The organism is Acidobacterium sp. S8 (assembly GCF_009765985.1).
Lineage (GTDB): Bacteria > Acidobacteriota > Terriglobia > Terriglobales > Acidobacteriaceae > Alloacidobacterium.
In genome coordinates, this window is sequence record NZ_LMUM01000037.1 from 882,169 (window position 1) to 907,437 (window position 25,269).

Sequence of the window (25,269 nt, forward strand, 5' to 3'; positions counted from 1 at the left end):
TGAATTTCGGTTCAACCGCAGCCAGTACCCTGCATACGGCAATTACCGGATCACCTGCAGGGCCGCGCGGAAGAGCTCATCGAAGTTCTCACCCGCGGCCTTGTTCTTCCCGACCGCCGTCTCAATCGCCTTCTGCGCCGCCGGCCGCTGATATCCAAGGTTCACCAGAGCCGACAGCACATCGTCTGCCGCCGGACCCGCAGCCAAAACTGCTGGAGCGGTCGTCGCCATATCGTCGAGCTTGTCTTTCAGTTCCACCACCAGCCGCTCGGCCAGCTTTTTCCCAACGCCGGGAATCCGCGTCAGCGTCGCGTGGTCCTGCGCCCGAATCGCCGCCACCGTTCGCTCCGCATTTAATCCGCTCAAGATCGTCACAGCCAGCTTAGGCCCGACTCCCGAGACCGTAATCAGCCGCTCAAAAAGCCTCTTCTCTCTGCGGTCGAGAAAACCGAAGAGCGCCAGAATATCCTCGCGCACCTGCGTGTGAATGAAGAGGGATACCTCGGCTCCCTCGGCAGGCAAAGCCGTAAACGTCGGAACGCTGATGGTCACGTCGTAGCCCACGCCACCTGCCTCAACAATCGCCTGTCCTGGTTGTTTTGAAAAAAGCCGCCCCCGCAAATGCGCAATCATCCCGCGATTGTAAATAAATGCCGACGATAGCGAGAGTCATGGGGATTTAATCGTTTAGCCAAATATTTAGGCGTAGTGTCAGGATCAAATCCCGTACCGATATAAGAAAAAAAATTTGAAGGGCGAGAATCTCGTCATTCTGAGCCGCAGGCGAAGAATCTCAAACCAGATGAGCGGAGCGGATAACGCCAAAATGCAGTATTGATGTTTTCAGCAATTTAGCCTGGGTGCCCCATCCTTTGCAAAGCAAAGGGTGGGATGGAAAACTTGCTCCGCAAATACACGAAGCGAAGTTTTAATAACTTAGACCAATCCCAACTAAACTGTTTAAATAAACAATCTCTGGGCAAAATAGGGAGGGTATTCCTAGCCCCGCCGACGGTACTTGATCTCAAACTCATACCCGGCATTCGCAGGGAACAATCCGGCGATATGCCGCAGCCGCTCCGCCAACACCGGAGCAGCCAGCAGCGGATACTCCCGCTCCCGCAGATCGGCATAGTCAAAATCGATACTCAGAGAAAGCAGGTAGATGGCAATCGCGTCGGAAAATGCGGCGTCGAAAAACGTGGTCTTCGCCTTCTCATCTGCACGCGTGCGGTCGGTAGCCTTCTTGCGGTTTTCCCAGGCATCCTGGCTGGTCTCGCCGCGGGCATCTGCCAGCGCCTGCGCCCAGATAAGGTCGCCGAAGCTCTGCGGCACGCCGATTGATTCAACAAAGTGGTGGCCGACGTTGATGAAGAATTCGAAAGCCAGCGCGAAGCGGTCCTGCATCAATCGCGTCGAGATGAAGATGCACTCCGATCCGCCGAAGGTAACGTTGCGATGGCAGATGGCCCGGTCGCTGAAGTCCACCGAATACTCCGGGGCGATCAGCGTCTCGTCATTCTCGCTGATCGTCAGCGGAACAAAATAGTAGGCGCGCCTTTTCAGCGCGGCTGCAATCGAATCCGGAACCGCCTGCACAATGCGCTCCAGCTCCTGCGCAGTCAGGTGTGTATCGCCATATTGCGCATAGCACACGCCGTTTGGCGCCTGCAGTACCTGCACATCCTGCGCAACTTTTTGCGCCGGCAACAACTCGATCTGGGCGGCTTCAGCCATAACCTTGTATTCTAGCTGAGGAGCGTGTCGCGCCGTTATGGTTGCAAGCCAAGGCAGAATATTCGGGATCCAATTCGGCGATTACGGACTCTTCGCCACTCTGTTGTTGTCCTTCTCACTGGGATTCATCACTTTTTTCACCACCTGCTTCTTCGCCATCTTCGGCATCCTCATCTACAACACCGCAGGCCACCACAACGTTAATTTCGCTGACAGCTACCGTTACATCGCTCTGCCCGCTGGACTGGTCGTCCTCGCTGTCAGCCTCGTGGTTCTGTTAGCCTTCTGGTTTCGCCGCAAACTGAGTGGCAACTGAACACGTTATGGCTGTCATCTCGATCTCGCCCGAAGAACTGAAGTCGCCCTCGCAAACACAGGAGCGCGAATGGTGCGCCGAGCTTGAAGCCGGAGACATTCTCTACTTCCCGCAGACTCCCATTCTCATCCCTGAGAATGACCTGCAGTTTCTCCTGGGCCAGCAGCAGACTGATAGCTCGCTGCACAAGAACATCGCCTACAAGCCGAACATTGACAAGCTCAGCGGTGTCGATTCCAAAACCGCAGACGCACAGGCAGTAGCGCGGCTACAAGGCATCATGCGGCAATATTCAAAGAGCGTGACCGCATTTCTCACGGACTTCCTCGCTCCCTATAACGCGAACTGGCAACTCGATTACGCCAGCTTCCGTCCGCAGGAAGAAGAAGGCCGCGACCTGCCGCAGCGTCGTCGTAACGACTTGCTGCACACCGATGCCTTTCCCACGCGCCCGACTTATGGTTCAAGGATTCTCCGCTTCTTCAATAACATCCATCCGACGCGCACCCGCGATTGGGTCGTCAGCGACCCCTTCGGCCAGACGGTGAAACAGTTCGTGCCCGCAGAGATCGCTCCGCTGCCGGACAGCGCTATCAGCCGCGCCGCGAAGTCGCTGGGCCGCGGAATGGGACTCGCAGCAGCCATCCCATCCATCAAGCGCTCGCCCTATGACGATTTCATGATGCGCTTCCATAACTTTTTGAAAGAGAACCCGCGCTTCCAGTCCGAGTGCCCGAAGTACAGCTTCAACTTTCCTCCCGGCTCCAGCTGGATGGTTTACACCGACACCGTTCCTCACGCAGTTCTGGCCGGACAATACGCCCTCGAACAGACCTTCCTCGTTCGTCCCGAAGCGCTGGTAACGCCGGAGACCTCGCCTCTGGCAGTCTTGCAGGAGATAGCCGGTTCGAGCTTGCTGTAATGGCTGAAAATATTTAGCAGTAGGTCGGTCTTCCCGGAGATATACTTCTCAAGCTTTGAATGAGCAGGTCATTCGCGGAGCCAACTATACGGCAGCACTGCCGGAAGGCTTCACCGTCATCCCACCGAACCCCTTGATGCAGTACTCTCTCATGCTCGCGCAGATGCGCGGAATTCCCCAACCTCTGAGCATCTACATGTTGTTGCCGCCGGGGTCGCAATTCACCGACTTCACTCCGGCATTGGTTTGCGTCGAAGAAATCGATCTCATGACCTCGCAAGTGGTTCTGATGGGTCTGCAGAATCTCGAGTCTCCAGAGGTAGCAGCCGGTCTGGCGCAATCATTGCAGGTGCAAGCCGTCTTCAATTTCGCTCCGATGCGCGAGATCCCTCTGCAATCCGGAATCGCGGTCGGACGAGAGTTCGATGCACTCGGTATGCCTCCATTCAATGTCGCCATTCATGTGCTCATGCTGCTGATTCAGGGACCGCTATCGACGGTAAAGGTCATGGTGATGGTGCAGACCCAGAGATGGAGCGAGTTCCTGGCCCCGTGCCTGCAGTTCGTCGGCGGTATTAACGTCACCGGCGGAACATCGTTTCCAGCATCGGTGGTTGCCGTAGCCGATCCTCAACGCCCTGATCAGATGCAGCTGAACATCGTGAATCCGAATACACATAAACAGACTCCGATCATGTCTGTCCCGGCTGGAGCTGTTTACAACGTCACCATTCACATCGATGACCGCTCAACGACTGTGAATGGGAATATTCAAGGAGCGGGTATCGCCGTGGGAGAGCACAGCCTTGCTTCCACCGCGGTCCGCCCGGAAGCTGGAGCGAATGTATGACCGACGATAAAGATACGAGAGGCACATACGTAGGCGGAAGCGTCTCCGGCACCGGCATCGCGATTGGCGCAGGAGCAGTCTCGAACACCTCCATCAACAATGCAGCCGATCAGCAGCAGCTTCTTAAGCTGATCGAAGATTTGCGGGCGGAGATTCAGAAGTCCAGCATGCCGGAGGCCATGAAGAGCACCATCGTCGAAAGTGTCGTGCAGCCGATGCACGAAGATGTAAAAGCTCCGGAAGCGAAAGGCAAGCTCCAATCCGGGCTAGAAAAGCTGAATCTGCTGGTGAAGGCCTCCGGTGCTGCACAGAGCGAGCTGACGACGATTGGAACCATCGCCGGAATGATTGCTAAATTCGGCGGCATCGCCTTCCACACTGTTGCACCGTTCCTCGCAGGTTTCGGGCTGTAACGCTGAATCAAGAAGCTACTGCAAGGCTGGGAATCCCGGTCTGCCCTCGCGGATCTCTGTCGAAAAGTCGGGGTCCTTATCTACCGTCTTTGCTACTGGATTGATATAAGCCCGCTTCATCAATTCGTCGAATGGCAAGCCATCTCCGGCGAGATTTCCTTCACGATATTGTTCGGCTGGTCCCTTGCCGTTCAGCAAAATCGTCCAGTTGCGCGGCAATATGCTCATGGACTTCAGCGTGAATATCTCCGTCGTGCAATTGCTCGTCGCAGCATTGTACCACTTAGGATGATCGTGCAGAAAATTGGTGAAATGGACGTAGTCCAGAAAGAGTGAGCGTGCAAACGCGGGAGTCGCCGTAGTGTGGAAGAGGTACAAATCCTCATCCTTTCTGTAGTTTGTGCGAAGGCGCACTACGTCCCGCTCATCGCTCGCTATAGAAATAAGTGTGAACTGCCGGAAGAACCCCCGCACCGCGGAATAACTCTGCCCTGCCACCTTTCGGGCTTCAATCGAAAACGCAACGTGCTGCCCGTTGCCGAGATCGAAGCTCAGTATCGTGTGTGCGATCCACGGCGAGCCCCAGTAGTCGACAAAGAGATCCATGCCGCGAATCTGCGACAGATCCACCTCACGCGTCGGCCACTGGCAGGTGTAGTCGAGCTCGGCGCGATAGTCGCAGCTGCGTGTGTTGTAGAGCGTGACGTGATCGCCATTCACCTGCCCGTACGCCAGCCGGGAGACATCGGACTGCCAGTTACCGTCATTTGACGGCTTGAGCGAAAGCCACCAGAGCAGCACAACCAGAAAGCAGGCAAGGCAGCCCACCACTCGATACCAGAAGCGCTTGAAGAAGAGTGTGCCTGCGACCACCAGCAGATACGCCACCATGCAGGGAATGCGCAGCCGTGCAAAGCGAACATCAAAGAAAAGAGCCGAGGCGGCCCACACAGTGAGCAGCAGCAGTATGAAGGACAAAAATACAACGCCAAGTTTGCGAGCCAGGTGTCGAATCGTCATGCGCGGTCGGAACAATCATCGACGCTACATGTCGTATGCGCAACCACAAACGTAAACTCGATCAGTGTCCGCCTGAGCCTCCGCCTGCCGGCCGGAAGTTGCGCGACATGAAGATCACCACCGGAATACCAAGTAGGGAAATAATTCCCAGCATGTGAAAGCAGTCGCGAAACCCTAGCAGGCTCGCCTGCTGCCCCAGCAGTTCATAGATGCGGCCGTTTGCGTGGGTACTTGCATCGACAGGTGAAAACCCTAGGCGCTCGAAGTTGCGCGTCAGCGAGTCGCGCGTTGCATCGACCAGCGGCAACCCGTGTGCCAGCGTGTCGGCAAGCCGCGATTGGTGCAGGTCCATGCGACGCTCATGAAACGTCGTAATGAAAGCCACGCCGAAGCTGCCGCCCCAGTTGCGCGCCAGATTCGTGAAGCTTGAAGCCTTATTGTTCTTTTGCGGAGGCAGATACGAGTATGCCATCACGCTCACCGGCACAAAAAGGAATGCGTAGCCGAAGCCCTGAATCGCGCGCGCAAAGGCGTAATGGAAGTAATCCGTCTGCGGCGTGAAGCTGCCGTAGTACCACATGGAACACGCAACAACGCAATAGCTGAAGATGATCAGGTGTCGCGGGTTCACCTTGCCCGACTGCGTTAGTCTCGCGACGAAAGGAGCAAGAACGGTAATGACCAGCGCGCCTGGACCCAGCACAAGCCCAGCGTCGGTAGCGGTATAGCCATAGAGCGTCTGTAGAATCTCCGGAATCATCGTCGTGCTGCCGAAGAGCACAAATCCGAAGAGGAAGTAGAAGATCGTAGCGGAGGCAAAATTGCGCTCTTTCAGCAGCGTGATTTCGACTACCGGATCGGTATGGTTCCACTCCCAGTAGATCGCAAAGCTCAGCGTGACGATAGCCGCGATTAGGAGTGCCACAATCGTACTGCTACCGAACCAGTCATCGATCTGTCCACGGTCGAGCACAATTTCCAGGCATGCGAATCCAATCGCGATGAGCGCAATACCCAACCCGTCGATCTTCAGCTTGCCGCTCGCGCGCAGCTTGGCTATCTCTTCCTTGAACTGTGGCGGGTCATGCACGAGACGGCTACTGAGAATGAGCGAGACGATGCCAATCGGCACATTGATGAAGAAGACCCAACGCCAGGAGAAGCTGTCCGTAATCCAGCCGCCCAGAGGAGGGCCGATCGCAGGCGCGGTCACAATCGCCATGCTGTAGAGAGCGAATGCCGCAGCGCGTTTCGACGCCGGGAAGGTATCGACCAGGATGGCCTGCTCGACGGGAGCAAGACCGCCGCCACCGATCCCCTGCATGACGCGGAAGAGCAGAAGGAAGCCAAGCGTAGGCGCGATACCGCAAAGAAATGACGTTATGGTGAATAAAGCCACGCACATCATGTAATAACGCTTGCGGCCAAAGACGCGGGAAAGCCATGCGCTGAGTGGCAGAACGACTGCATTTGCTACCAGATACGAAGTCAGAACCCACGTAGCTTCATCGAAGCTCGATCCCAGGCCGCCCGCAATATGCGGCAGGGAAACGTTGGCAATCGAAGTATCCAGAAGCTCCATGAACGTTGCCAGCGTGACCGTGATGGCCACCGCCCACGGATTAATAGCGCGCTTGGTTGCGACATCTGAGGGAGCTATGGGGCGGGCTAATGTCGCTGTGCTCATAGTATCGGTATGTTGGAAAGAGATTCTTCGTGAGACCAATCGGTCGCAAAATGTGCTACGATTTTTTCGTGAGCGTTCTTTTAGGGAAGGGTGAGAAAACCCGCCGAAAGATCATCCGCAAAGCTGCGCCCGTTTTCAACCAACGAGGTTACTCGGGAACCAGCCTTTCCGAGCTGATGGAAGAGACCGGCCTGGAAAAGGGTGGCATCTATCGCCACTTCGAAAGCAAGGAAGAGCTGGCTGTCGCTGCCTTTGACTACGCATGGGACGAGATCAGACGCGTACGACTGACTGCGCTCGATCAAATTCCGAGTCCGCTGGGTAAGTTGCACGGCATGGTCGACACCTTTGCAGCTAAGCCCTCGGCCATTTCTGGTGGCTGCGCGCTGATGAACACGGCCATCGACGCCGACGATGGAAATCCCACGCTGCGAAGTCATGCACAGAGCGCGATGCGTGAATGGCTCGAATATCTGGAGAATGCCGTTCGCCAGGGCATAGCAAAGGGCGAGATCAAGCGCGGAACATCACCTCCCAGTATCGCTTCCGTCATTATTTCGACCCTCGAAGGCAGCCTGATGATTGGGCGTCTCACCGGCAATCGAACTCCTCTTTGCCTCGCACGCGAACATCTCCATCACATGCTCAATGGCGTTACAGTGCAGGCTCAATAATTTGAGGCTCAGGGGAAAGCTCAGTCATCTATTTCTGAATACATGATGAGCAAAGAAGACCAGGAAGCACTCAACCATCCCATCTGGTATGCGCTACACACAAACCATGCGCACTTTGCGCAAGGCAGCGATCTGGCGAAGCGATACCCCGCGGATGTGTCTCCGTTAGCCGCGGTCAAAGATCAAACTCCACAGGCATATTCTGCGCTGGGTGAGTTGCTTGCCCCCGATGAGTTCGCCATCTTCTTTCTCGATGCACCTCCGAACGTACCGAAGGGCTGGAGGCTATTGAAACATTTTCAAATGCACCACATGATCTGCCGCGACCTCCCTTCGCCGTCAAAGCTCGAATCTTTGATACAGCCACTGCATACGGACGACGTCTCACATATGCAGAAGATTGCGGAAGCCACGGAGCCGGGGCCCTTTCGTACACGTACCATCGAGTTCGGTGGATACCGTGCGATCCGCGATGCCGGGCACCTTGCCGCCATGACGGGACAACGCATCAGTCTCACGGGATATACAGAAGTGAGCGCCGTTTGCACATATCCTGAATATCGCGGACGCGGTTACGCGCAGGCCCTTGTCGCAACCGTTGCGCGCGGCATCTTCGACCATGGCGAGACCCCCATTTTGGGCGTCACGATAGGAAATGATGCGGCGGTCAGCACGTATGAAAAGGTAGGCTTTACCATTCGGCGTAATCTGCACGTCGTCGTGGTAAAAAAACCGCTCTAATCGGCGGTTGTGCTGCAACTAATCCGCTGTCTCAAGCGTCTTCCTGCTCAATCTCCGTGGAGCTTTCTGATATTCTTCCACTTCCCTGATTGATTTTGAGGAGGACCATGTCCATGTTCAATTCCTGTCGCCGACCTCTGTCGGCGCTGTTGCTGGCGATTGCTGTTCCAACCTTCGCAGCAGATAAAACCAAAGCAAAAACCGTTGAAGATACACCATCTGCCGTCGAGCAATCCCAGCCTGCGACGGAAAACATCGATCTCGCCATGTACCAGCGCATCCGCGAAGAGGGCATCGAGCACTCACGGATCATGCAGTACGCCTCTGCTCTGACGGACGATATCGGTCCGCGCCTCACCGGTTCTCCAAATATGGCCAAGGCCAACGCCTGGACGCGCGATCAGCTCACCGCAATGGGCTGCGTGAATGCGCATCTTGAGGATTGGGGCGACTTTGGCATGGGCTGGCAACAGCTCAATACCTGGGTTCGCATGACCTCGCCTGACACAGCCGTCTTCATCGCACAGGCTACTCCATGGTCTCCTGCGACAAACGGACCGGTCAGCGGCGACGTTGTTGCCGTCAATATCCAAAGCGACAAAGATTTCGACCAGTACAAGGGAAAGCTCGCTGGCAAAATTGTGCTTCTCGGCGAGATGCGCGAAGTGCCGCCGGTGGATCAGGCCCTGTTTGAGCGCTACTCCGACAAGGAACTTGAGGAGATGGCCTCCTATCAGGCAAACGATCGCGCCGGACGCGATATGCAGGCGCGTCTCCGGACATACATGCAGCGCTACAAGCTGGCTGACCAGATCGCGGATTTCCTCGCCGAGGAAAAGGCAGCAGGCGTGATCCGGCCCAGCCGCGACGCCAAGAATGGCGGCGGTTCCGGTGGAACCATCTTCGACGACAACGGCGCTGCACTTGGACGCCAGCCTTACCTCGCCGATCACAAAGTCAAAGTACCGGTTGTCGTAATGGCAATCGAGAGCTATGGCCGCGTTTCTCGTCTGCTCGAAGCTCACGTTCCCGTGACCATCGAAATGAACGTTGAGACGAAATTCACCGGCGATCACGAGCATGGCTTCGACACAGTTGCTGAAATCCCCGGCACCGACCCCAAGCTGAAAGACGAAGTCGTAATGGTCGGCGGCCACCTCGACAGCTGGATCGCAGGCACCGGAGCCACAGACAACGGCGCTGGATCGATAGTCGCCATGGAAGTCATGCGCATTCTCAAAGCGCTTGACGTTCACCCGCGCCGCACCATCCGCATCGCGTTGTGGAGCGGTGAAGAAGAAGGTCTCTTCGGCTCACGCGGATACGTAAAGCAGCACTTCGGCTTCGCGTCTCCGCTCAATACGCCCGACCAGGCCGCCTTGCCCGAATTTATGCGCAAGACCGGACCGCTGGATCTGAAGCCTGAGCAGAAGCTGATCTCCGGCTACTTCAACGTAGACAACGGCTCTGGAAAAGTCCGCGGCGTCTATCTGCAAGGGAACGCAGCCGTCGCGCCTATCTTCGCGCAGTGGATCGCGCCGCTGAAGGATCTCGGCGTCACCACACTGACCATGCGGAACACCGGTGGCACCGATCACCTTTCCTTTGACGCAGTCGGCATCCCTGGCTTCCAATTTATTCAGGATCCGCTCGATTACGAGAGTCGTACCCATCACTCTAATCAGGACGTGTATGAGCGGCTGCAGCCCGGCGACCTGAAGCAGATCGCCACGGTAGAGGCCATCTTCGTCTACAACACGGCCATGCGCGAACAGATGCTGCCACGCAAGCCGCTGCCGCATCCGGAGCTGCGTGATCAGCAGAATGCCCCGCTGCCGAATCTCTTCCCCGGAGCAGTACCGCCCGCGGATGAGAAGAAGTAGCAGGCTGCAATAGCGAAATGAAAGCCGCCGTTCTGTTGTCAGAATGGCGGCTTTTTCTTGCGATTTATGGCATTTATGTCGCGTTTTTACGCCGCCTGCAGCTTTTCCTGCAACAGCTCAAGAAATGCCATCATTCCCGGCGACAACCACTTGTCCTTGTGCCACACCACGTGGGTCGCAATATGCATTTCAGGGCCAGTCCAGGCGAGCGCCTTAAGCTGCCGCCTCTTTAGCTCTGCTGCCACCACAATCTCCGGCAAAAGGCCAATGCCCATTCCCGCTGTCGCACACTGCTTCAGAGCCTCTACGCTGGAAAATTCAGTGATATTGCCTGCGCGCGTCTTATGCGCCGATAAAGCTACATCCAGTTTCCTGCGATAGGCGCAACCAGCCTCCGTCAGCAGAAGCATCTGTCCGGCCAGATCCTGCGGATTGACCTTCTGTCTCCTTGCCAGAGGATGGTCGGGGTGGGCGATGAGATGAACATTTTCTGTGCGCAGTCTCAGCGAAGCGCACTGAGGATGATCGACCTGGTCAATCATGCGAATCGCCATATCGAGTTTGCCGCCCTCAAGGGCCTCCCATAGGGTTTCGTCCCAGTGCGGGCGAAAGATCAGCTCCACCTCCGGATAGCGCTTGCGGAAGGACTGCAGCACCTCCGGCAGGCGGTAGGTGAGTACGCTCTCCGGCGCCCCAATCCGCAGCGGTCCGGCAGGCTCAGAGCCGTGGCGCACGGCAAAACTGCCTTCCAGCATCGCGGACAGGGCTTTTTCCGCATAGGGGAGAAAGCGGCCGCCTGCTTCTGTCAGAATCACTCGCTTGGCCAGCCGGTCAAAAAGCGGCGTACCCAGCTCTTCTTCCAGCGCTTTGATCTGCGTCGTGACATTCGATTGCACTGTATGCACGCGCTCCGCTGTGCGGGTAAAGCTTAATTCCTCAGCGAGGGCACAAAAAATCTGAAGCTGTCGCACTTCCATGGATGGATCTCCCGGAATCAATCTCAAATATAGATGATGATAATCCGATGTATTCATTGGACGCATCTTATGTGGCGGATTAAAAATATTTATTGTGTACGACGGCTGCTCATTCTCGAAACGCTCTCTTTTGCGCTGCCTGGTCCTGCTCCTGCTTACGACTTCCATATGCCGCGCTCAGGGCGATCGCAGTACGCTGGTTTTCTATGCAGATAAAGATGTTCGCGACACTCTGTGGACACCACTTTTTTCCGCGATCCACGAAGATATGGCCGAAGAAAATTTCGGAACGGAAGGCCGCTCTATAGAGCGCAATCCGCGGCTAATGCGCAGCACAGAGCTGTATTCTGGCGAGGAATTTGGCAGAGTGATTGAAGTAAAGCTGCTTGGCCGCTGCGACGTGGCACAGCAGGCTTACCGGCCGCAGCAGCCCGGCCCTCTAGGTTGGGTGCTTCGTGTCAGAGGTGAGATTCAGCCCTACATTTACGTCGATTGCGCACGCATGGCGCAGACGCTGAACGCCACAACCCTCGGCATGTCAGAGGACCAGCGCGCACATGCCATGTCGCAGGCTATATCTCACGTCCTGGTACACGAGTGGATTCACATTGCGACGCAGAACACGGGGCATACGGAACACGGCATCACCGAAGCGCAGCTTTCCGCTTCGACGCTGGTCGCCGACCCTGCCCAACCGCGAGCAACCGCCGATTCCAATCCAGAGAAGCCAGTCGAGTTACCTTATCGCGGCTTCATCTTCGCGTCCGCAGAAAAATAAAGATCGCGGCCGCCGTCAGCCGTTCTCCTGGTCGAGCGCTTCCTGTGCAGGAGAGATTGTCAGGGTCTTGTGGACTGGATCGACTGGCAGAATAAACCTTAGCGGCGAATGCAGAACCTGCCCGATCAAATATTTCAATATCTTTACCCGTTCCTCGTGACGCACGTTGTAGGCGCGCAGGGCGGTAATCGAAGCGATGCCGAAGCTCACGCTGAGATTGAGAATGAAGGTCATTCCTATTCCGGCAACTGCGTAATAAAACCAGTGATGCCCGAACGAGCTGACGCCATAACGCGCAGCGGCAAGCGCCAGCATACCGGTGTTCAACGTAACGTGGCGGATATCGAGCGGAAGGCCGAAAAAGCGGGCAACTTCCGGAAAAAAGCCCATCATGTAGCCGAGCACGATGCTCGTGCTCCAGGCGGCGATATTGTTCTCAAACCAGTGCGCGAGCCGTTGCATGCGCCGTACGCCGATCTTCAGGCCCAATGGATGCTGCGCAATCGCCTCGGGAAGCCGGTTGTAGACCGCGAAATTTTCACACCATCCTCCAATGACTGCTGCCAGCCAGAGAATAACCCCGGTAATCGCAGCATCGATGCTTGTACCCGAAGTGAAAGGATGCAGCGTTTCATAGACATGGACCGCGGTCTGTTGTGGCAGATAGGAGTGCATGAACATCTTGTGCCAGAGCTGCTCGAAAGCGATCGCCCCAAGGCAGACGGCGATTACATTACCGAGCGCAGCAGCGAGCTGCGTGCGGCTGATACGTGCGGCGAAATCTGCAATCTTGCTCCAGCGCGAAACGCCGCGGTTCTCGCGGACGATACCAGCCAGCGCTGCACCCGTTGCCGAAGGCTGCTTGGTGGCCAGCGCAAGCGAGAAAACTTGCAACAGCAGAAAGCTGATGGCATAGTCGGTGCCGATCAGGAAGCCTTCGACGAAGAGGGGGAAGGAGTTTCCGATAATCCGCAGCTTGAAAGCCGCTGTAAAAACCGTCAGAAGGCCGCCGCCCAGCGCCGCCAGCCACATCAACCAGTATTCCCTGCGGGTGTTGGCGATGTAGTGCTCGCCACTGTGCCCGGTGCGCTCAACCGTTTTACGCGCCAGCAGGTTCAAATTCTGGCGAATGAGAGGCCCCAATCGCGTATCTTCCAACCGGCCTGCGACAAGCGTATTCAAAAGTTGCCGTGCCGGCTGCACCGCCTGTCGGGAACTGGCTGCGATCGTCGAACCGAGCAGCTGCATGCGGTCAAGCGAAGCATCCATGCTGGTCAGGTCGAAGACCAGCGCCGTGCTGACTCCCGCCTCCTCCATGTGCAGGCCCACCTGAATCATCTCCGCCCGGCAGGCATGGAGCGCCCTTTGCCACCGATCAAGCGCGAGGTTGTCATTTGTCCCCAGCGACCGAAGAAATTCATCTGTCGCAAAGACAAGCCGGTAAAAGGGCGAGTTCTCGACATTGCGGCTGCTCCCGCGTTGCCGGACGGCCGCCGTCACGCCGCGTCCGGCCACGCGCGTAGCCAGCAGGCTCAACGCCTGGTGAATGTCATCGCTCATGTGGGGAACTGCGTCCAGCCCACCCTCGGGCCATAAAATCCGCGCGACGCGGGCAAATACCGAGGCATCCAGATGCACAAAACGCTCGACGGACCTGCTCGACGAGAAAATAGCTGTGAACAACCGTGCCGTATCCGATTCCTCGCGCGCGGTCGGCAAAAGGCGCTGAAAGAGCCGCCGAAACGCTTCATGAAGCAGCGCCGTACTCGAGGGCAGGCCCGCGTCGGCAAAAAGCGGAACGGAGTCAAGTCCCGAAAGCAGGGCAAGCCACGAATCATTGAAGGCGGTGCGAAGCGGCTGGTCGTATTCGAGCAGCCGGATCCAGCGCAGCAGAGAAGTAATAAAGCCACGATCCGTCGGCCTGTTCCAGATATAAGCGAAGAGCGCGACTGCCCGCCGCGTGCGCATGCCGCGAGTGCTTGCGTCGCAGAATGCCTGCGTGCGCTCACGCAGACCCACATCCTGTGTGGCAAACACCGAGCGCTTCCGCCAGCGCCGCCTCCGCCACAACCGCCGCATGGATCGCACGAATGACATTGCACACAGGATAATCGGGTTTGGCTGACGTGTCTGAATAGCAAAATCATCCGCGGGGAAATTTTCCATGCGGAACTCCCCTTGACAATCGACCCGAGCGAGGATAAGTTTGGGTCGAATGTCGACTAAAGAAGCCAACGACCAACTCGAACTTCTGCAAGGAACGCTCGACCTGCTCATCCTGCAGACACTCGCCTTCGGGCATGCGCATGGTCACGCTATTGCCCGCTCCATCGAGCGGCGGTCGGAAGATGTGCTGCAAGTTGGCCATGGTTCGCTTTATCCAGCTCTGCAACGCCTGATGAAGTTTGGCCTCATCGTGGCAGAGGACGGCATTTCCGAGAACAACCGGAAGGCCAGGTTTTACCGGCTCACCGCAAAGGGGCGGCAGAGATTGTCGCAGGAAACCTCAAAATGGCAGCGGTTCTCGCGTGCCATGACGCGCCTTCTCACACCGCTGCCTGAAAAGGGCCAGTAGCTCAAGGGAGGGACTTGTCATGCTTTGGAAGAGCCGCAAAGACCGATTGGAAGATGAGATTCAAACGCACATCGACTTCGAGACACAGGAGAACATTGAGGCCGGGATGACACCCGAGAAAGCGCGCCATGCTGCGATGCGGAAGTTCGGAAATGTTCTGCTCGCCAAAGATAACGCCCGCGAAATCTGGGGCTGGCAATGGTTGGAGCGGCTCTGGCAGGACGTGGTTTTCAGCTCCCGCATTCTGCGCAAATCTCCCGGCTATACAGTCGTTGCAGTTTTGACCCTGGCGCTTGGCATCGGCGCGAATGCCGCCATCTTCTCACTCGTCCATGCCGTGCTGATGAAGAACCTGCCTGTAGGCGATGCGAAAAGCCTGGTGCGAATTGGGAACAATGGCGACTGCTGCGTTGGCCAGGGAATACCCGAGGACGGCAGCGTTTCCTACTTTCCTACCGCCGCATGGCAGCTCCTGAAGAAAAGCACCCCGGAGTTCGAAGAGCTTGCGGCCATCCAGGCAGGATTTGAATGGCGCCCAGTGACGGTGCGGCGTGATGGAGCGAAAGAAGCGCGTTCCGTGATGGGCGAGTTTGTTTCCGGCAATTATTTCCGTACCTTTGGATTGCAGCCGCAGGCAGGACGGCTTCTGACCGATTCGGATGACGTAGCGGGCGCTCCCATGGTTGCGATCATGAGCTATGAAACATGGCAGCACGACTATGCAGGAAACCCGTCGATCATAGGCAGTACATTCTGGGTGAACACGAAGCCGGTCACGATAGCGGGCATCGCGCCTGAAGGCTTTTTTGGCGACCGCCTGTCGAGCACGCCGCCGGAATTCTATTTCCCGATCGAGACGATGCCGGTGTTGGCATCAGTCCCGTATGTGCACGATCCCAGGACGCAATGGTTATACATGATCGGGCGCGTGAAGCCGGGTGTCTATCAGCCGGCTTTGCAGGAAAAATTGAGCGTGCTGATTCGACAGTACATGGCCGCGAACAAGCCGTATTACTCGGGTAAAGGAAAAGCGGAGCTGCCGAAAGTACACGTTGTGCTCACGCCCGGCGGCGGCGGCATCCAAAACATGCAGGAATCATACGGAACGAATCTGCGCATGCTGATGGCCCTTTCCGGCCTCGTGCTGTTGATTGCCTGCGCCAATATTGCCAACCTTCTACTGGTGCGCGGCATGGCGCGAAAGGCAGAGGTGTCTGTAAGAACTGCACTAGGCGCAGCGAGAGGCAGGATCATCCGGCAACTGTTGACGGAAAGCGTCGTCCTGTCTCTTGTGGGCGGCATGGCGGGTCTGGTAGTGGCATACCTGGGAACAAAGATGCTGCTGGCCTTGGCATTCCCTGGAGCGCAGAATGTTCCCATCCATGCCAGTCCATCCATCGCCGTTCTTGGATTTGCATGCGGGGTGTCACTGGTTACTGGTGTTCTGTTTGGCGTGGCACCTGCCTGGATCGCAGCACAGGGGGAACCGGCAGATGTGCTGCGAAGCGGATCGCGGGCCACGGCATTCGGCGCTTCTTTGCTGCAGCGTGGATTAGTGGTCCTGCAAGCTGCATTGTCACTGGTGCTCCTGATTGGCGCAGGCATGTTTTCCCGCAGCTTATATAAGCTGCAGGATACGGATCTGAAGCTGGAGTCGACTAACCGGTATATCGTCCACATCAATCCCCAGGCCGCTGGTTATAAACAGACGCAGGTAGAGGAGCTTTATCGGACGATAGAAGACCGGTTTCACGGCATACCGGGGGTGGAAAAGGCAGGCATCAGCTCTTACACGCCCATGGAAGACAACAATAATAGTGATGGTGTTCAGATAGACGGAAAAACCGGTCCGGGCACGCAATCTTCCTGGATCAAGGTCAATTCAGAATACTTCGATTCCGTGGGGACGCATGTGGTGATGGGGCGCGGAATCACCCCGCAGGATACCTCAGCCTCCCGGCCCGTAGCCGGTGTAAGCCGGACATTTGTAAAACACCTCTTCAACCCCGGTGAGAATCCTGTAGGGCATCTCTTTGGCTCCCCGGGATCGACAGACTCTTTTCAAATCGTCGGTGTTGTCGAAGATACGGTCTACACTACCGTCTACTGGAAAGACCATCTCATGTACTTTGTGCCGTTCGGGCAGCGCCCATTCGGCTCGAAAGACCCTATTGAAGAAGATATGAGCATGTATGCCGGCGCCATTGTGTTGAAGACAACCCGGCCCATCAGCGATATGGAAGCCCTGACACGGAAGACGCTGGCAAGCATCAATCCTAACCTGACAGTGGTGAAGTTCGAGACATTCGATCAGCAGATTTCCGACCAGTTCAGCCATGAACGACTGGTAGCTCGGCTGACGATTCTGTTTGGCGGCCTTGCGCTGCTGCTTGCGACTATCGGGCTATATGGAGTGACCGCCTATACCGTTGCGCTGCGCACAAGTGAAATAGGCATTCGCATGGCACTCGGCGCAAAGCGCAGCCGGGTCATCGCGATGATTATGCGCGGGGCCATGATCCAGGCTGCGCTGGGATTGGCCATCGGGATCCCCACGGCGCTGCTCTGCGTACGCTTTATAGAATCGCAGCTTTATGACATGAAGGGCATGGATGTCGGCATACTGGTGCTCTCGATAACGACGCTGGTGCTGGCCGCTTGCATAGCCGGGCTGATTCCCGCGCGCCGGGCAGCGACCATCGATCCGGCACAGGCCTTGAGAATGGAATAGAGTTGCAGGTTCAGACTGCGAACGCAGAAATATTTTCATTTCCTCGAAATGCCGTTCTTCTTCCGTCATCACTGCTCCATAACGAAGCTCTATGGTGAAGGAGGCGGAGCCCCCTCCGTCCCAAACGCGGCTTGAGGACTATCGTTTTTTTTTGCTATAACGGCTTGCCGATGTAGCCGGCTGACTCGTTTTACGAGTGCTTGCCCCAAGGCTCGATGCAGGTGAAAGCTGGGCTCCAGAGAGTCCTTCTCCAATCCGGCCTGTCAGAGTATTCTTCCCTAAAATCCCTGTTGTCTTGATTGTTATGAAGATCCTGGAGCCGGCATGAAAAAGACTGGTGTATTTATCGCATGTAGCGTCGCCCTTACCCTGTTGTTCTATCTGCTAGCCGATTATCTGCTACCGCCACCTCCACCCTCAGCGCCCATGATGCTCCTTTTTGCCGGCATTGCGATGGTGCTGGTATGGCTGGCGCAATGCTGCGTTCGCGCGAACGGAAACAAAAAAGATAACGCTCACACAAAATTGGTGATCGTGGGAGTGCTAGCGGGGTTGGCGCTTTCTCTTTCCGCCTGCAACAGCGCTCCGCGGGAGACTGCGGCGCCAGCTCCCGCGCAGTCGGCACCGCCGCCACCACCACCAGCACTGTCCATAGCTCCGATTCATTCGGTAAAAATGGCTATGCCTATGCCCCGCGTCACGGGTACTGCTCTTCTGGCTTCCAGCCAAAAGGAGGAAAACGGTTACGGGCTGTACAGCTATGTCCTGCTTTCTCACTCGCCTTCCGACGCGGATATGCCGAAATACAAAGCATTCTTCAAGGCATTATTAATTGACCTGCCCGAGGCCAGCGCAGTCGCCCGTTATGTGTCCAAGGCGCGTATCAATATCACCTATATTCCAGTCACGACTGTTCCTGCCGGGTGGGAGCAGCTGGCCGTCGAGAAGCGCGTCGATTCCATCATGGCGAATTACGACTACGGACGCGGTGCGGTCATGCTCGCCAGCCTTTCAAAAGGAACCGGGCAGGGGCCTCTTATTGCTTCTCTATTGCAGCCGCTCGATGTCTCCGCGCATCCGCATCCTGTGCTGGTGCAGGATCTGAGCACCGCGCAGGCAGCCTTGATGGATAGCTACATCGCTGAATTCAAGAACCAGGCGGCACAGGATCGCTTCTGGCAACCCGATACGCTGCAGCAGTTCGCATTGTCGCTGAGGAATCTCCTCGAGACGGCAGCGACAGGGCTGGGCATGAGTCAGACCGCAGTGAAGTCCTGGGTCGAGTATTTCAAGTGAGGTAGGCGGCTCAGCGGACTTTGAAGGCTCCGACTAGACGGATGATCTATCCCCTCAAGGGCCAAAACGTCATTCTAAGCGAAGCGAAGAATCCCAAGCTGTTCTGATTGAGACTCTTCGCTCTTCTGTTTTTGCTACTGCACTTTCTTCTCGTTATTACTGCGATCGTCATCAGGAAGCTGATGATCCGGATCGACTACCACGGAAACGACAGGCGACTTATTCTCCAGCGCCCACGTATACGTCCCTTTCGACATCCACGTTTCAGCCGGCAGCTTCACCCGCGTCTTCGTCCCATCCTGGTGCGTGGCTTCGACCGTCGTTGGCAGCACAAGCTGGCCGCGATTGCTCAGCGTCACCGTGGAACCCTCGATCTTGTCAACGGCGACATCATATTTCCAGTTGTTCAGATACCAGCCGTTCCAGAACCAGCTCAGATCTTCGCCGCCCTCGCTCTGCATTTCGCGGAAGAAATCTGAAGGCGACGGATGCTTATAAGCCCAGTCGCGAATGTACTTGCGGAAGGCCCAGTCGAAGCGCTCCGGCCCAAGAATCTGCTCGCGCAGCAGGACCATTCCGTACGCGCCCTTGAAGTAGCTGATCGGATGCCCAAGCTGGAAACCATAGGAATCGGCCTGCGCCATCAGTGTCGGCGCATCCGGATTGTCGAGGACCTTGAGAATCATGTCAGGCGGCTCGCCGCCAGCGGAGTATTCCGAATCGCGCTTCGGTCCGTACTTACCACCCGCATACGTTGCCGATTCATCGATGTCAATGAAGGTATTGAAGCCCTCATCCATGAAGGCATGGCGTCGCTCGTTTGAGCCGACAATCATCGGAAACCAGTCATGGCCAATCTCGTGCGCAGTCACCCAGAAAAGAAAATCGCCCTTGTCCGGAATACCGTCGAAGACGATGCCCGGATACTCCATCCCAGTAGAAAACCCGGCGACGCTGACGGCGGCAGGCCACGGATATGGGAACCACTGCTTCGAAAAGTGCTCGACTGTGTCCTTCACATATTCGGTCGACTTATCCCACGCATCCGCTCCCACGCTTTCCGGCGGATAGACGCTCATCGCCAGGGACTTCTTGCCATCGGGCAGATTGATACGCGCCGCATCCCATATGAAAACCGGCGAAGCGCTCCACGCCACATCTCGCGTATGGTCCATGTGAAAATGCCACGTCAACGAGCCATCTGTCTTTGGGCGGCTTGCCGGATCCGTCACCTCCTCCGGCTTGCGAATGTAGACAGTTTTGTCGCTGTTGCGTGCCTGCTCCAGCCGCTCAATCTCAGCCTTGGTCAACACATCTTTCGGATTCATCAACTCGCCAGAACCGGCGACGATCATATTCGCAGGCACGGTAACGAAATAATCGAAGTTGCCGTACTCAAGATAAAATTCGCTGCCGAGGTAAGGCAGCGTGTCCCATCCGCGCAGATCGTCATACACGCACATCCGCGGATACCACTGCGCCATGTCATAAATCTCGCCCTGCTTTGACATGCCCCACGAGGTGCGTCCGCCCCATAATCCCGGAATCTGGTAGTGGTACTGGATTTGAATCTTCAGCTTGCCACCGCGCCCCTGCAGAGGCTGCGCCAGCCGGATCTGCATCCGCGTGTCGTTGACGATGTATTCGGCCTTCGTCGTCTGCTTGCCTGCCTCGATCTCGACCGAGTCGAAAATAAATCCGTCACTCGAGGTGCTTTCCGGTTTGGCGTCGGAAGCAGGATTATTCCGCCGCCGCCGCATCATGCCGCCAAGCAGCACCTGTGCCCGCGAGTCCTTGCGGTAGATGTTCTGATCCAGCTGTACCCATAGGTTCGGCAGCGTGTCCGGACTATTGTTGGTGTAGGTGATGATTTCCGTTGTGCGAAGCTCTTTCGCCGACGTATCGAGCGTGGCGTGAAGCTCGTAGCTGGCGTCATTCTGCCAGTAGCTCGGCCCCGGCGCGCCATTGCTCGAACGATACGCGTTTACCGGATCAGGTAGTGACAGCGGAGCGAATGTAAGGCGCGGATCGTAGCTGGAAGGAGCGGCAGAAGGTGCTGTCTGAGCAATTGCAGCGGAGCAGGAAACGAAGCACAGGGCAGGAATCAGCAGGCGAAGACACGAGCGGCGGAGCGAGAGGGGAAAGGATGGCACAGGAAACCTTTCTTCCATTCGTGGAATGGTGCAAATTGAGTTGACTACGCGTAATCACAGAGTACACGGAGCGAAGTGCGCGCTACGATCCGCACCGACACGCTTGAACGAGGCAGTCATGCGGCAGTTTTTCAGGTTGCGATAGACGACGTTTTTGCCGGGCTTATGGACGCAAAGAATCGGAGCTCTATTCGCTGCCTACCATTTTCTTTTCCAGAATCGGCTTCCAGTGCTTTTGCGACGTCGGCTCCATCTCTGGCACACGGCGCATCGCCACCGCATATGCGGCATGTGCCGAAGCCTTGTCCCCTGTAGCTGTAAAAACGTCGCCCAGGGCGATATTTGCGTCGAAGCCCTCCGGAACCAGCGCTACTGCTTGCTGCGCCGCAGCCAGCGCTGCCTGCGGATTGTCCTTCATCTGGGAGTGCGTCTGCTGCTCATAGCCAAGTGCAGCAGCATCCGGTAGAGCGAAGTCTCCATAGAAGACGGCCACGCCATTCGCAATCACATCGTCCGGTTTGCACTCGAAAAGCGCCTGATAGGGATTCCGCACTTTTGTTCCGAACTCGAATCCATTCAAGTCGGCAAGGCTGATCAGGACCGGGCCATGCACGACCGGCGGCAACGCAATGTCGTACTCGTACATGGTGTCGAGCGTCGGCAGCAACTTGCAGGGGACACCATAATCGCTGGGAAGAAGAAACGGAGCAGGAAAATAGGCGAACCAGCAGTCCTTGACGTTATGCGCATCGAGCCATTGCTTCGTCCACTTCAACTCCTGTCCCCATTCCGTCGCCGAATCGGAAAAATACAGATGCGTTTTCGTTGGGCCGCCCCACAGTGTGTTTGCATACGGCATGTAATTGGGGAACATGCGCACCGAATCGATCACATGCCACAGAAGCAGTGCTCCTACGACACACGCCCATGCCTTTCGCTGCTGTGCCATCCATGCGGCACCGGCGCCCGCCAGCGCAAAGACAAACGGAAACACCGGCAACACATGCCGGATGCCGATATTGAGCGGTCCTGCCATAGCCGCCGCGAGATAGAACAATGCCGGCAGCGCGAGAAAGAAAACCTCGCGCGGACGGCGAACTTTGCCGGCAACAAAGGCATAGATGGCAAGCGCCAACAGCCCCAGAACGCCAACGCTCCACTTCAGTGAGAGCAGCACGGGAAAGTAGAACCACTGGCCATGTGCGTAGAGCTTTCCGAAGATGTAGGTCGGCATATAAATTCCGACCCGCTGCACGTCCACAAGTCCGTAAAGGTAACTCTCCGGTAAAAGATGGTGTCGTGCGCAGAAGGAGATCAGATGCTGCATCACCGGAGAAAGCGAATTCAGCTGGCCTGACAGCGGCGGCATTTCCACGCCTGTCGGATGCATCGCATAGCGGAAGCTGTACACGCCCCACAGAACAAACAGTGCGATCGCTGCAATTGCCGCCATTCCTGATACCAGGGACAGCACATCGCGGCCGGGCCACTTCCGGCCTGCCTTCCACCTGCCCGCGATCTCTCCGGCGGCAAGCAAAATCAATATCGGCAGCAGCAAAACCGTCGAGTGCTTGGCAGTGAGAGCCAGTCCGGTAGCAAGGCCGCACAGCGCAGCCCGTTGCCAGCGCATTGATTTCACAAAGCGATAGAAGGTATACACCGCGGCAAAAAAGCCACATGCCGCCCCCATGTCCGTGGTGACGAAGGGCGCGTTGGTCAACACTGTCGGGTCGAAGACGAACAGCATCATCGCGATGAGTCCCGCCCACGATCCAAACATCTCCCTTCCTGCGGCAAAAAGCAGCAACGCCAGCACCAGGGCAAAGACCAGAACGGTCATATGAATCCGGAAGAGCAGCGTATCCGCGCTGTAATGGCCTCCATATTTCGGGTCGTTACGGAAGAGCAGTTCCCGGCCGCCGTAGTACGACTCGGACTTGAAATATCTGCCCTGCCGGGGAGCGATCTTCAGGTCAAGCGGCAGCAGCGAGAGCGTCGCAATGAGCTTGACCAGCGGCGGATGCTCCGGGTTCAGACTGTATTCCCGGTGCTTCCAATTCATGTATCCGGCGTAGATGTGATCGCCCTCATCCCAACTGGCAGACTCCTGCCGCGTCGACAGCCCTACTTCTGCCACCATGATGAACAATATAGAGACGACTGCTCCCGCGACCCAATGCTTACGCTGCATGTACTTACCTCGGTTTCGAGATCATATCGCGGCATCCGTCTGTCTCCTCGAAACAGCATCTCGACGAGAGCAAAAAACGCATTTTTCGGTCACTTTCGAGGGGGAAATTGCCCCTCTGACGCTTCGCCTGCCTTGACATAAGCCACCCCCTGCTGAAAAGCTATGGTGCTAGGACCTCTCCGGCCTCTTTGATCTGTTTTTATTGCTTGAGCCATGGTTGCGGCGTCATGGGCGACGGGATTCGGGGTCTGTGTTCCTGAAGGAAATAGCAGCCGTTTTCCCGTAAAGAAGACGTTGGCGCTGTCCAAAGACCTTCCGCGGATACAAACTATGTGTCACTGCATCGCGCAAAGCTATGCAATGAAAAGGATTGCACGTTGAACGCAACACTACTGCTAGCCGGCGCACTTCCTCCGGGCCTGGTCTCTTTTCTGCCCTTCGTTGTTATCATTGCTGTTTTTTATCTCCTGCTCATCCGCCCCAATCAGAACAAGCAGAAGCAATGGCAGCAGATGCTCAGCAATCTAAAGCCAGGCGACAAAGTGACTACCACAGGCGGCATCCGCGGCATAATCATGTCCATCAAGGAAGACGCCATCCAGCTGCGCGTAGCGCCGGACAATATCAAACTGGAAGTAGTCAAGAGCGCCATCGCTTCCGTAACCACAGATGAGGCCGCTAAGTAGCCCGCACTCGATTTGAATTCCCATGCGTAAGAATCTCACTCAAAAAACTATTCTGATCTTCGCGGTCCTGATCGTCTTCATCTTCGGCATCATCGGCATTCCCAAAGGATTGACCGGAACAGCGCTGAAGGCGTCGCTCCTCGACCGCATCCACCTTGGTCTTGATCTAAAGGGCGGCACGCACCTGATCCTGCAGGTGATGACCGACGAAGCCGTGAACTCGCAGACGACGAATGATGCCGCGCACATCCAGGCCGATATGCAGCAGAACGGCATCACCGTCGGCTCCGTCATGCCCGATGCCTCGCATCCACAGGCCATCGTGATCAATGGTGCTCCGGCTGACCGTTCCGGCGATGTTCGCAATGTGCTGAACCAGCGTTACGGCGCCCAGTACGACGTCGCGTCCGGCGCGAACAACACCTTCACGCTGACCATGAAGCCCAGCGCGGTTGCGGACCTGAAAAAGCGCACCCTCGAACAGGCCATTGAAGTCATCCGCACACGCGTCGACACACTCGGCGTCAGTGAGCCGGTGATCCAGGAGTACAACCTCGGCAGCGACCAGATCCTCGTCGAGCTTCCCGGCGTTGACGACCCGGCTCGCGTGAAGGACGTGATCCAGTCCACCGCGCGTCTTGAGTTGCACCTTGTGCAGGGTGGCCCCTGGTCCGACGAGCAGGCAGCGCTCCAGGCGCTCGGCGGCAGCGTTCCTTATGATTCGCTCCTGCTGCACACCGCGCCCGGCGCCTCGGCTCCCGGCAGCGGCGATCAGATCTACCAGATCAAGCGCGCAGCCGAAGTCGGCGGCACCGACATCCGCGATGCCCAGGCATCGCGCAACCAGAACACCAACGAGCCCGAAGTGGTCTTCTACCTGACCACCGCTGCCGGTAACCATTTCGCTGACTTCACCACCGCGAACAAGGGCAAGGCGCTCTGCGTCGTTCTCGACAACAAAATCTACGAAGTAGCCAACATTCATGACACCATCCGCGACCAGGGAACGATCTCGGGCGGCGGCATCACCGAGCAGCAGTCGAAGGACCTTTCCATGCTGTTGCGGACCGGCGCGCTACCCGCATCGATCCACTACCTGCAGGAGAGCACCGTCGGCCCGTCGCTCGGCGCGGATTCGATCCGGCAGGGCGTGATGGCTGCCGTGGTCGGCATGCTGGCAGTCATGATCTTCATGCTCTTCTACTATCGTGGAGCCGGCATTAACGCCGATCTGGCACTCTTTCTCAATCTCGTCATCCTGCTCGGTTTCATGGGCTTTACCGGACAGGTGCTTACGCTGCCGGGCATCGCCGGCGTGATTTTGACAGTCGGTATGGGCGTCGATTCGAACGTGCTGATCTTCGAGCGTATCCGTGAAGAACTGCACGCAGGCAAGTCGCCGGCAGCGGCTGTTGACCAGGGCTTCGCACATGCGTGGACAACGATCATCGACACGCACGTGACGACCATCGTCTCGGCTGCCATTCTGTTTATTTTTGGAACCGGACCGGTGCGCGGCTTTGCCGTCACGCTGACCTTCGGTTTGCTCGCCAACCTGTTTACTGCTGTCTTTGTCTCGCGCGTTATCTTCGATTCGCACCTGAACAAGAAGCAGCGCGGCGAAGCGATTTCAATTTAG

Annotated in this window: 21 protein-coding genes; 13 read left to right on the forward strand and 8 right to left on the reverse strand. The window is 56.8% G+C overall.

The annotated features are described in order from the left end of the window. Nucleotides 1–42: 42 nt before the first annotated feature. Together ruvA and GSQ86_RS22490 are read right to left on the reverse strand one after the other, a co-directional pair. Complete coding sequence (gene ruvA / locus GSQ86_RS22485) at nucleotides 43–633, reverse strand: Holliday junction branch migration protein RuvA (RefSeq protein WP_158752371.1); 591 nt, start codon at nucleotides 631–633, stop codon at nucleotides 43–45. A gap of 366 nt (nucleotides 634–999) precedes the next feature. Continuing rightward, complete coding sequence (locus GSQ86_RS22490) at nucleotides 1,000–1,737, reverse strand: hypothetical protein (protein WP_158752372.1); 738 nt, start codon at nucleotides 1,735–1,737, stop codon at nucleotides 1,000–1,002. A gap of 37 nt (nucleotides 1,738–1,774) precedes the next feature. Between GSQ86_RS22490 and GSQ86_RS22495 the strand changes: the two genes are divergently transcribed. From GSQ86_RS22495 to GSQ86_RS22510, 4 genes are read left to right on the forward strand one after another with little or no spacing between them, the layout of a single operon-like run. Further along, nucleotides 1,775–2,053, forward strand: coding sequence for a hypothetical protein (locus GSQ86_RS22495; RefSeq protein ID WP_158752373.1), 279 nt, complete (start codon nucleotides 1,775–1,777; stop codon nucleotides 2,051–2,053). Between the two features lie 7 nt (nucleotides 2,054–2,060). Next, nucleotides 2,061–2,975: a Kdo hydroxylase family protein gene (locus GSQ86_RS22500; RefSeq protein WP_158752501.1), complete on the forward strand. Its 915-nt coding sequence runs from the start codon at nucleotides 2,061–2,063 to the stop codon at nucleotides 2,973–2,975. Nucleotides 2,976–3,030: 55 nt separating this feature from the next. Continuing rightward, nucleotides 3,031–3,825: a hypothetical protein gene (locus GSQ86_RS22505; protein WP_158752374.1), complete on the forward strand. Its 795-nt coding sequence runs from the start codon at nucleotides 3,031–3,033 to the stop codon at nucleotides 3,823–3,825. Continuing rightward, entirely contained in the window at nucleotides 3,822–4,238 is a 417-nt protein-coding gene (locus GSQ86_RS22510; RefSeq protein ID WP_158752375.1) for a hypothetical protein, read from the forward strand. The genes GSQ86_RS22505 and GSQ86_RS22510 overlap by 4 nt, the downstream gene beginning before the upstream one ends. A 15-nt stretch (nucleotides 4,239–4,253) precedes the next feature. Here GSQ86_RS22510 and GSQ86_RS22515 read toward each other — a convergent pair whose 3' ends face one another. Together GSQ86_RS22515 and GSQ86_RS22520 are read right to left on the reverse strand one after the other, a co-directional pair. Then, nucleotides 4,254–5,258: a DUF4105 domain-containing protein gene (locus GSQ86_RS22515; RefSeq protein WP_158752376.1), complete on the reverse strand. Its 1,005-nt coding sequence runs from the start codon at nucleotides 5,256–5,258 to the stop codon at nucleotides 4,254–4,256. Nucleotides 5,259–5,319: 61 nt separating this feature from the next. Beyond that, nucleotides 5,320–6,945 (reverse strand): DHA2 family efflux MFS transporter permease subunit, encoded by a 1,626-nt coding sequence (locus GSQ86_RS22520; protein ID WP_158752377.1) that lies wholly within the window; start codon nucleotides 6,943–6,945, stop codon nucleotides 5,320–5,322. A 68-nt stretch (nucleotides 6,946–7,013) separates the two neighbouring features. On the opposite strand from GSQ86_RS22520, the gene GSQ86_RS22525 reads away from it, so the two are divergent. The 3 genes from GSQ86_RS22525 (at nucleotide 7,014) to GSQ86_RS22535 (ending at nucleotide 10,243) form a co-directional block, all read left to right on the forward strand. Beyond that, the gene (locus GSQ86_RS22525; RefSeq protein ID WP_254062561.1) at nucleotides 7,014–7,619 is read left to right on the forward strand and encodes a TetR/AcrR family transcriptional regulator; all 606 of its coding nucleotides are present in this window, start codon (nucleotides 7,014–7,016) and stop codon (nucleotides 7,617–7,619) included. Nucleotides 7,620–7,661: 42 nt separating this feature from the next. Then, a complete protein-coding gene (locus GSQ86_RS22530) occupies nucleotides 7,662–8,360 on the forward strand; it encodes a GNAT family N-acetyltransferase (RefSeq protein WP_158752378.1) in 699 nt (232 codons plus the stop codon). 107 nt (nucleotides 8,361–8,467) lie between these two features. Beyond that, the gene (locus tag GSQ86_RS22535) at nucleotides 8,468–10,243 is read left to right on the forward strand and encodes a M20/M25/M40 family metallo-hydrolase (RefSeq protein WP_158752379.1); all 1,776 of its coding nucleotides are present in this window, start codon (nucleotides 8,468–8,470) and stop codon (nucleotides 10,241–10,243) included. 86 nt (nucleotides 10,244–10,329) lie between these two features. Here GSQ86_RS22535 and GSQ86_RS22540 read toward each other — a convergent pair whose 3' ends face one another. After that, nucleotides 10,330–11,220 carry a LysR family transcriptional regulator gene (locus GSQ86_RS22540; RefSeq protein ID WP_158752380.1) on the reverse strand — a complete coding sequence of 297 codons (891 nt, stop codon included), beginning with the start codon at nucleotides 11,218–11,220 and terminating at the stop codon, nucleotides 10,330–10,332. 130 nt (nucleotides 11,221–11,350) lie between these two features. On the opposite strand from GSQ86_RS22540, the gene GSQ86_RS22545 reads away from it, so the two are divergent. Further along, nucleotides 11,351–11,998, forward strand: coding sequence for a hypothetical protein (locus tag GSQ86_RS22545; protein WP_158752381.1), 648 nt, complete (start codon nucleotides 11,351–11,353; stop codon nucleotides 11,996–11,998). A 15-nt stretch (nucleotides 11,999–12,013) separates the two neighbouring features. Here GSQ86_RS22545 and GSQ86_RS22550 read toward each other — a convergent pair whose 3' ends face one another. Continuing rightward, nucleotides 12,014–14,164 carry a hypothetical protein gene (locus GSQ86_RS22550; RefSeq protein ID WP_158752382.1) on the reverse strand — a complete coding sequence of 717 codons (2,151 nt, stop codon included), beginning with the start codon at nucleotides 14,162–14,164 and terminating at the stop codon, nucleotides 12,014–12,016. Nucleotides 14,165–14,213: 49 nt separating this feature from the next. Between GSQ86_RS22550 and GSQ86_RS22555 the strand changes: the two genes are divergently transcribed. From GSQ86_RS22555 to GSQ86_RS22565, 3 genes are all read left to right on the forward strand, one after another. Continuing rightward, on the forward strand, nucleotides 14,214–14,573 hold the full coding sequence (locus GSQ86_RS22555) for a PadR family transcriptional regulator (protein ID WP_158752383.1): 360 nt from the start codon (nucleotides 14,214–14,216) through the stop codon (nucleotides 14,571–14,573). 19 nt (nucleotides 14,574–14,592) lie between these two features. Beyond that, complete coding sequence (locus GSQ86_RS22560) at nucleotides 14,593–17,304, forward strand: ABC transporter permease (RefSeq protein WP_254062562.1); 2,712 nt, start codon at nucleotides 14,593–14,595, stop codon at nucleotides 17,302–17,304. A 324-nt stretch (nucleotides 17,305–17,628) separates the two neighbouring features. Further along, complete coding sequence (locus GSQ86_RS22565) at nucleotides 17,629–18,600, forward strand: hypothetical protein (RefSeq protein ID WP_158752384.1); 972 nt, start codon at nucleotides 17,629–17,631, stop codon at nucleotides 18,598–18,600. Nucleotides 18,601–18,734: 134 nt separating this feature from the next. Here the strand turns inward: GSQ86_RS22565 and GSQ86_RS22570 are convergent, their stop codons facing one another. Together GSQ86_RS22570 and GSQ86_RS22575 are read right to left on the reverse strand one after the other, a co-directional pair. Further along, the gene (locus GSQ86_RS22570; RefSeq protein WP_254062563.1) at nucleotides 18,735–20,753 is read right to left on the reverse strand and encodes a M1 family metallopeptidase; all 2,019 of its coding nucleotides are present in this window, start codon (nucleotides 20,751–20,753) and stop codon (nucleotides 18,735–18,737) included. A 187-nt stretch (nucleotides 20,754–20,940) separates the two neighbouring features. After that, nucleotides 20,941–22,944, reverse strand: coding sequence for a glycosyltransferase family 39 protein (locus tag GSQ86_RS22575; RefSeq protein ID WP_158752386.1), 2,004 nt, complete (start codon nucleotides 22,942–22,944; stop codon nucleotides 20,941–20,943). Between the two features lie 377 nt (nucleotides 22,945–23,321). Here GSQ86_RS22575 and yajC point away from each other — a divergent pair, with 377 nt between their 5' ends. Continuing rightward, nucleotides 23,322–23,630: a preprotein translocase subunit YajC gene (gene yajC, locus GSQ86_RS22580; protein ID WP_158752387.1), complete on the forward strand. Its 309-nt coding sequence runs from the start codon at nucleotides 23,322–23,324 to the stop codon at nucleotides 23,628–23,630. A gap of 22 nt (nucleotides 23,631–23,652) precedes the next feature. Further along, nucleotides 23,653–25,269 (forward strand): protein translocase subunit SecD, encoded by a 1,617-nt coding sequence (gene secD / locus GSQ86_RS22585; protein ID WP_158752388.1) that lies wholly within the window; start codon nucleotides 23,653–23,655, stop codon nucleotides 25,267–25,269.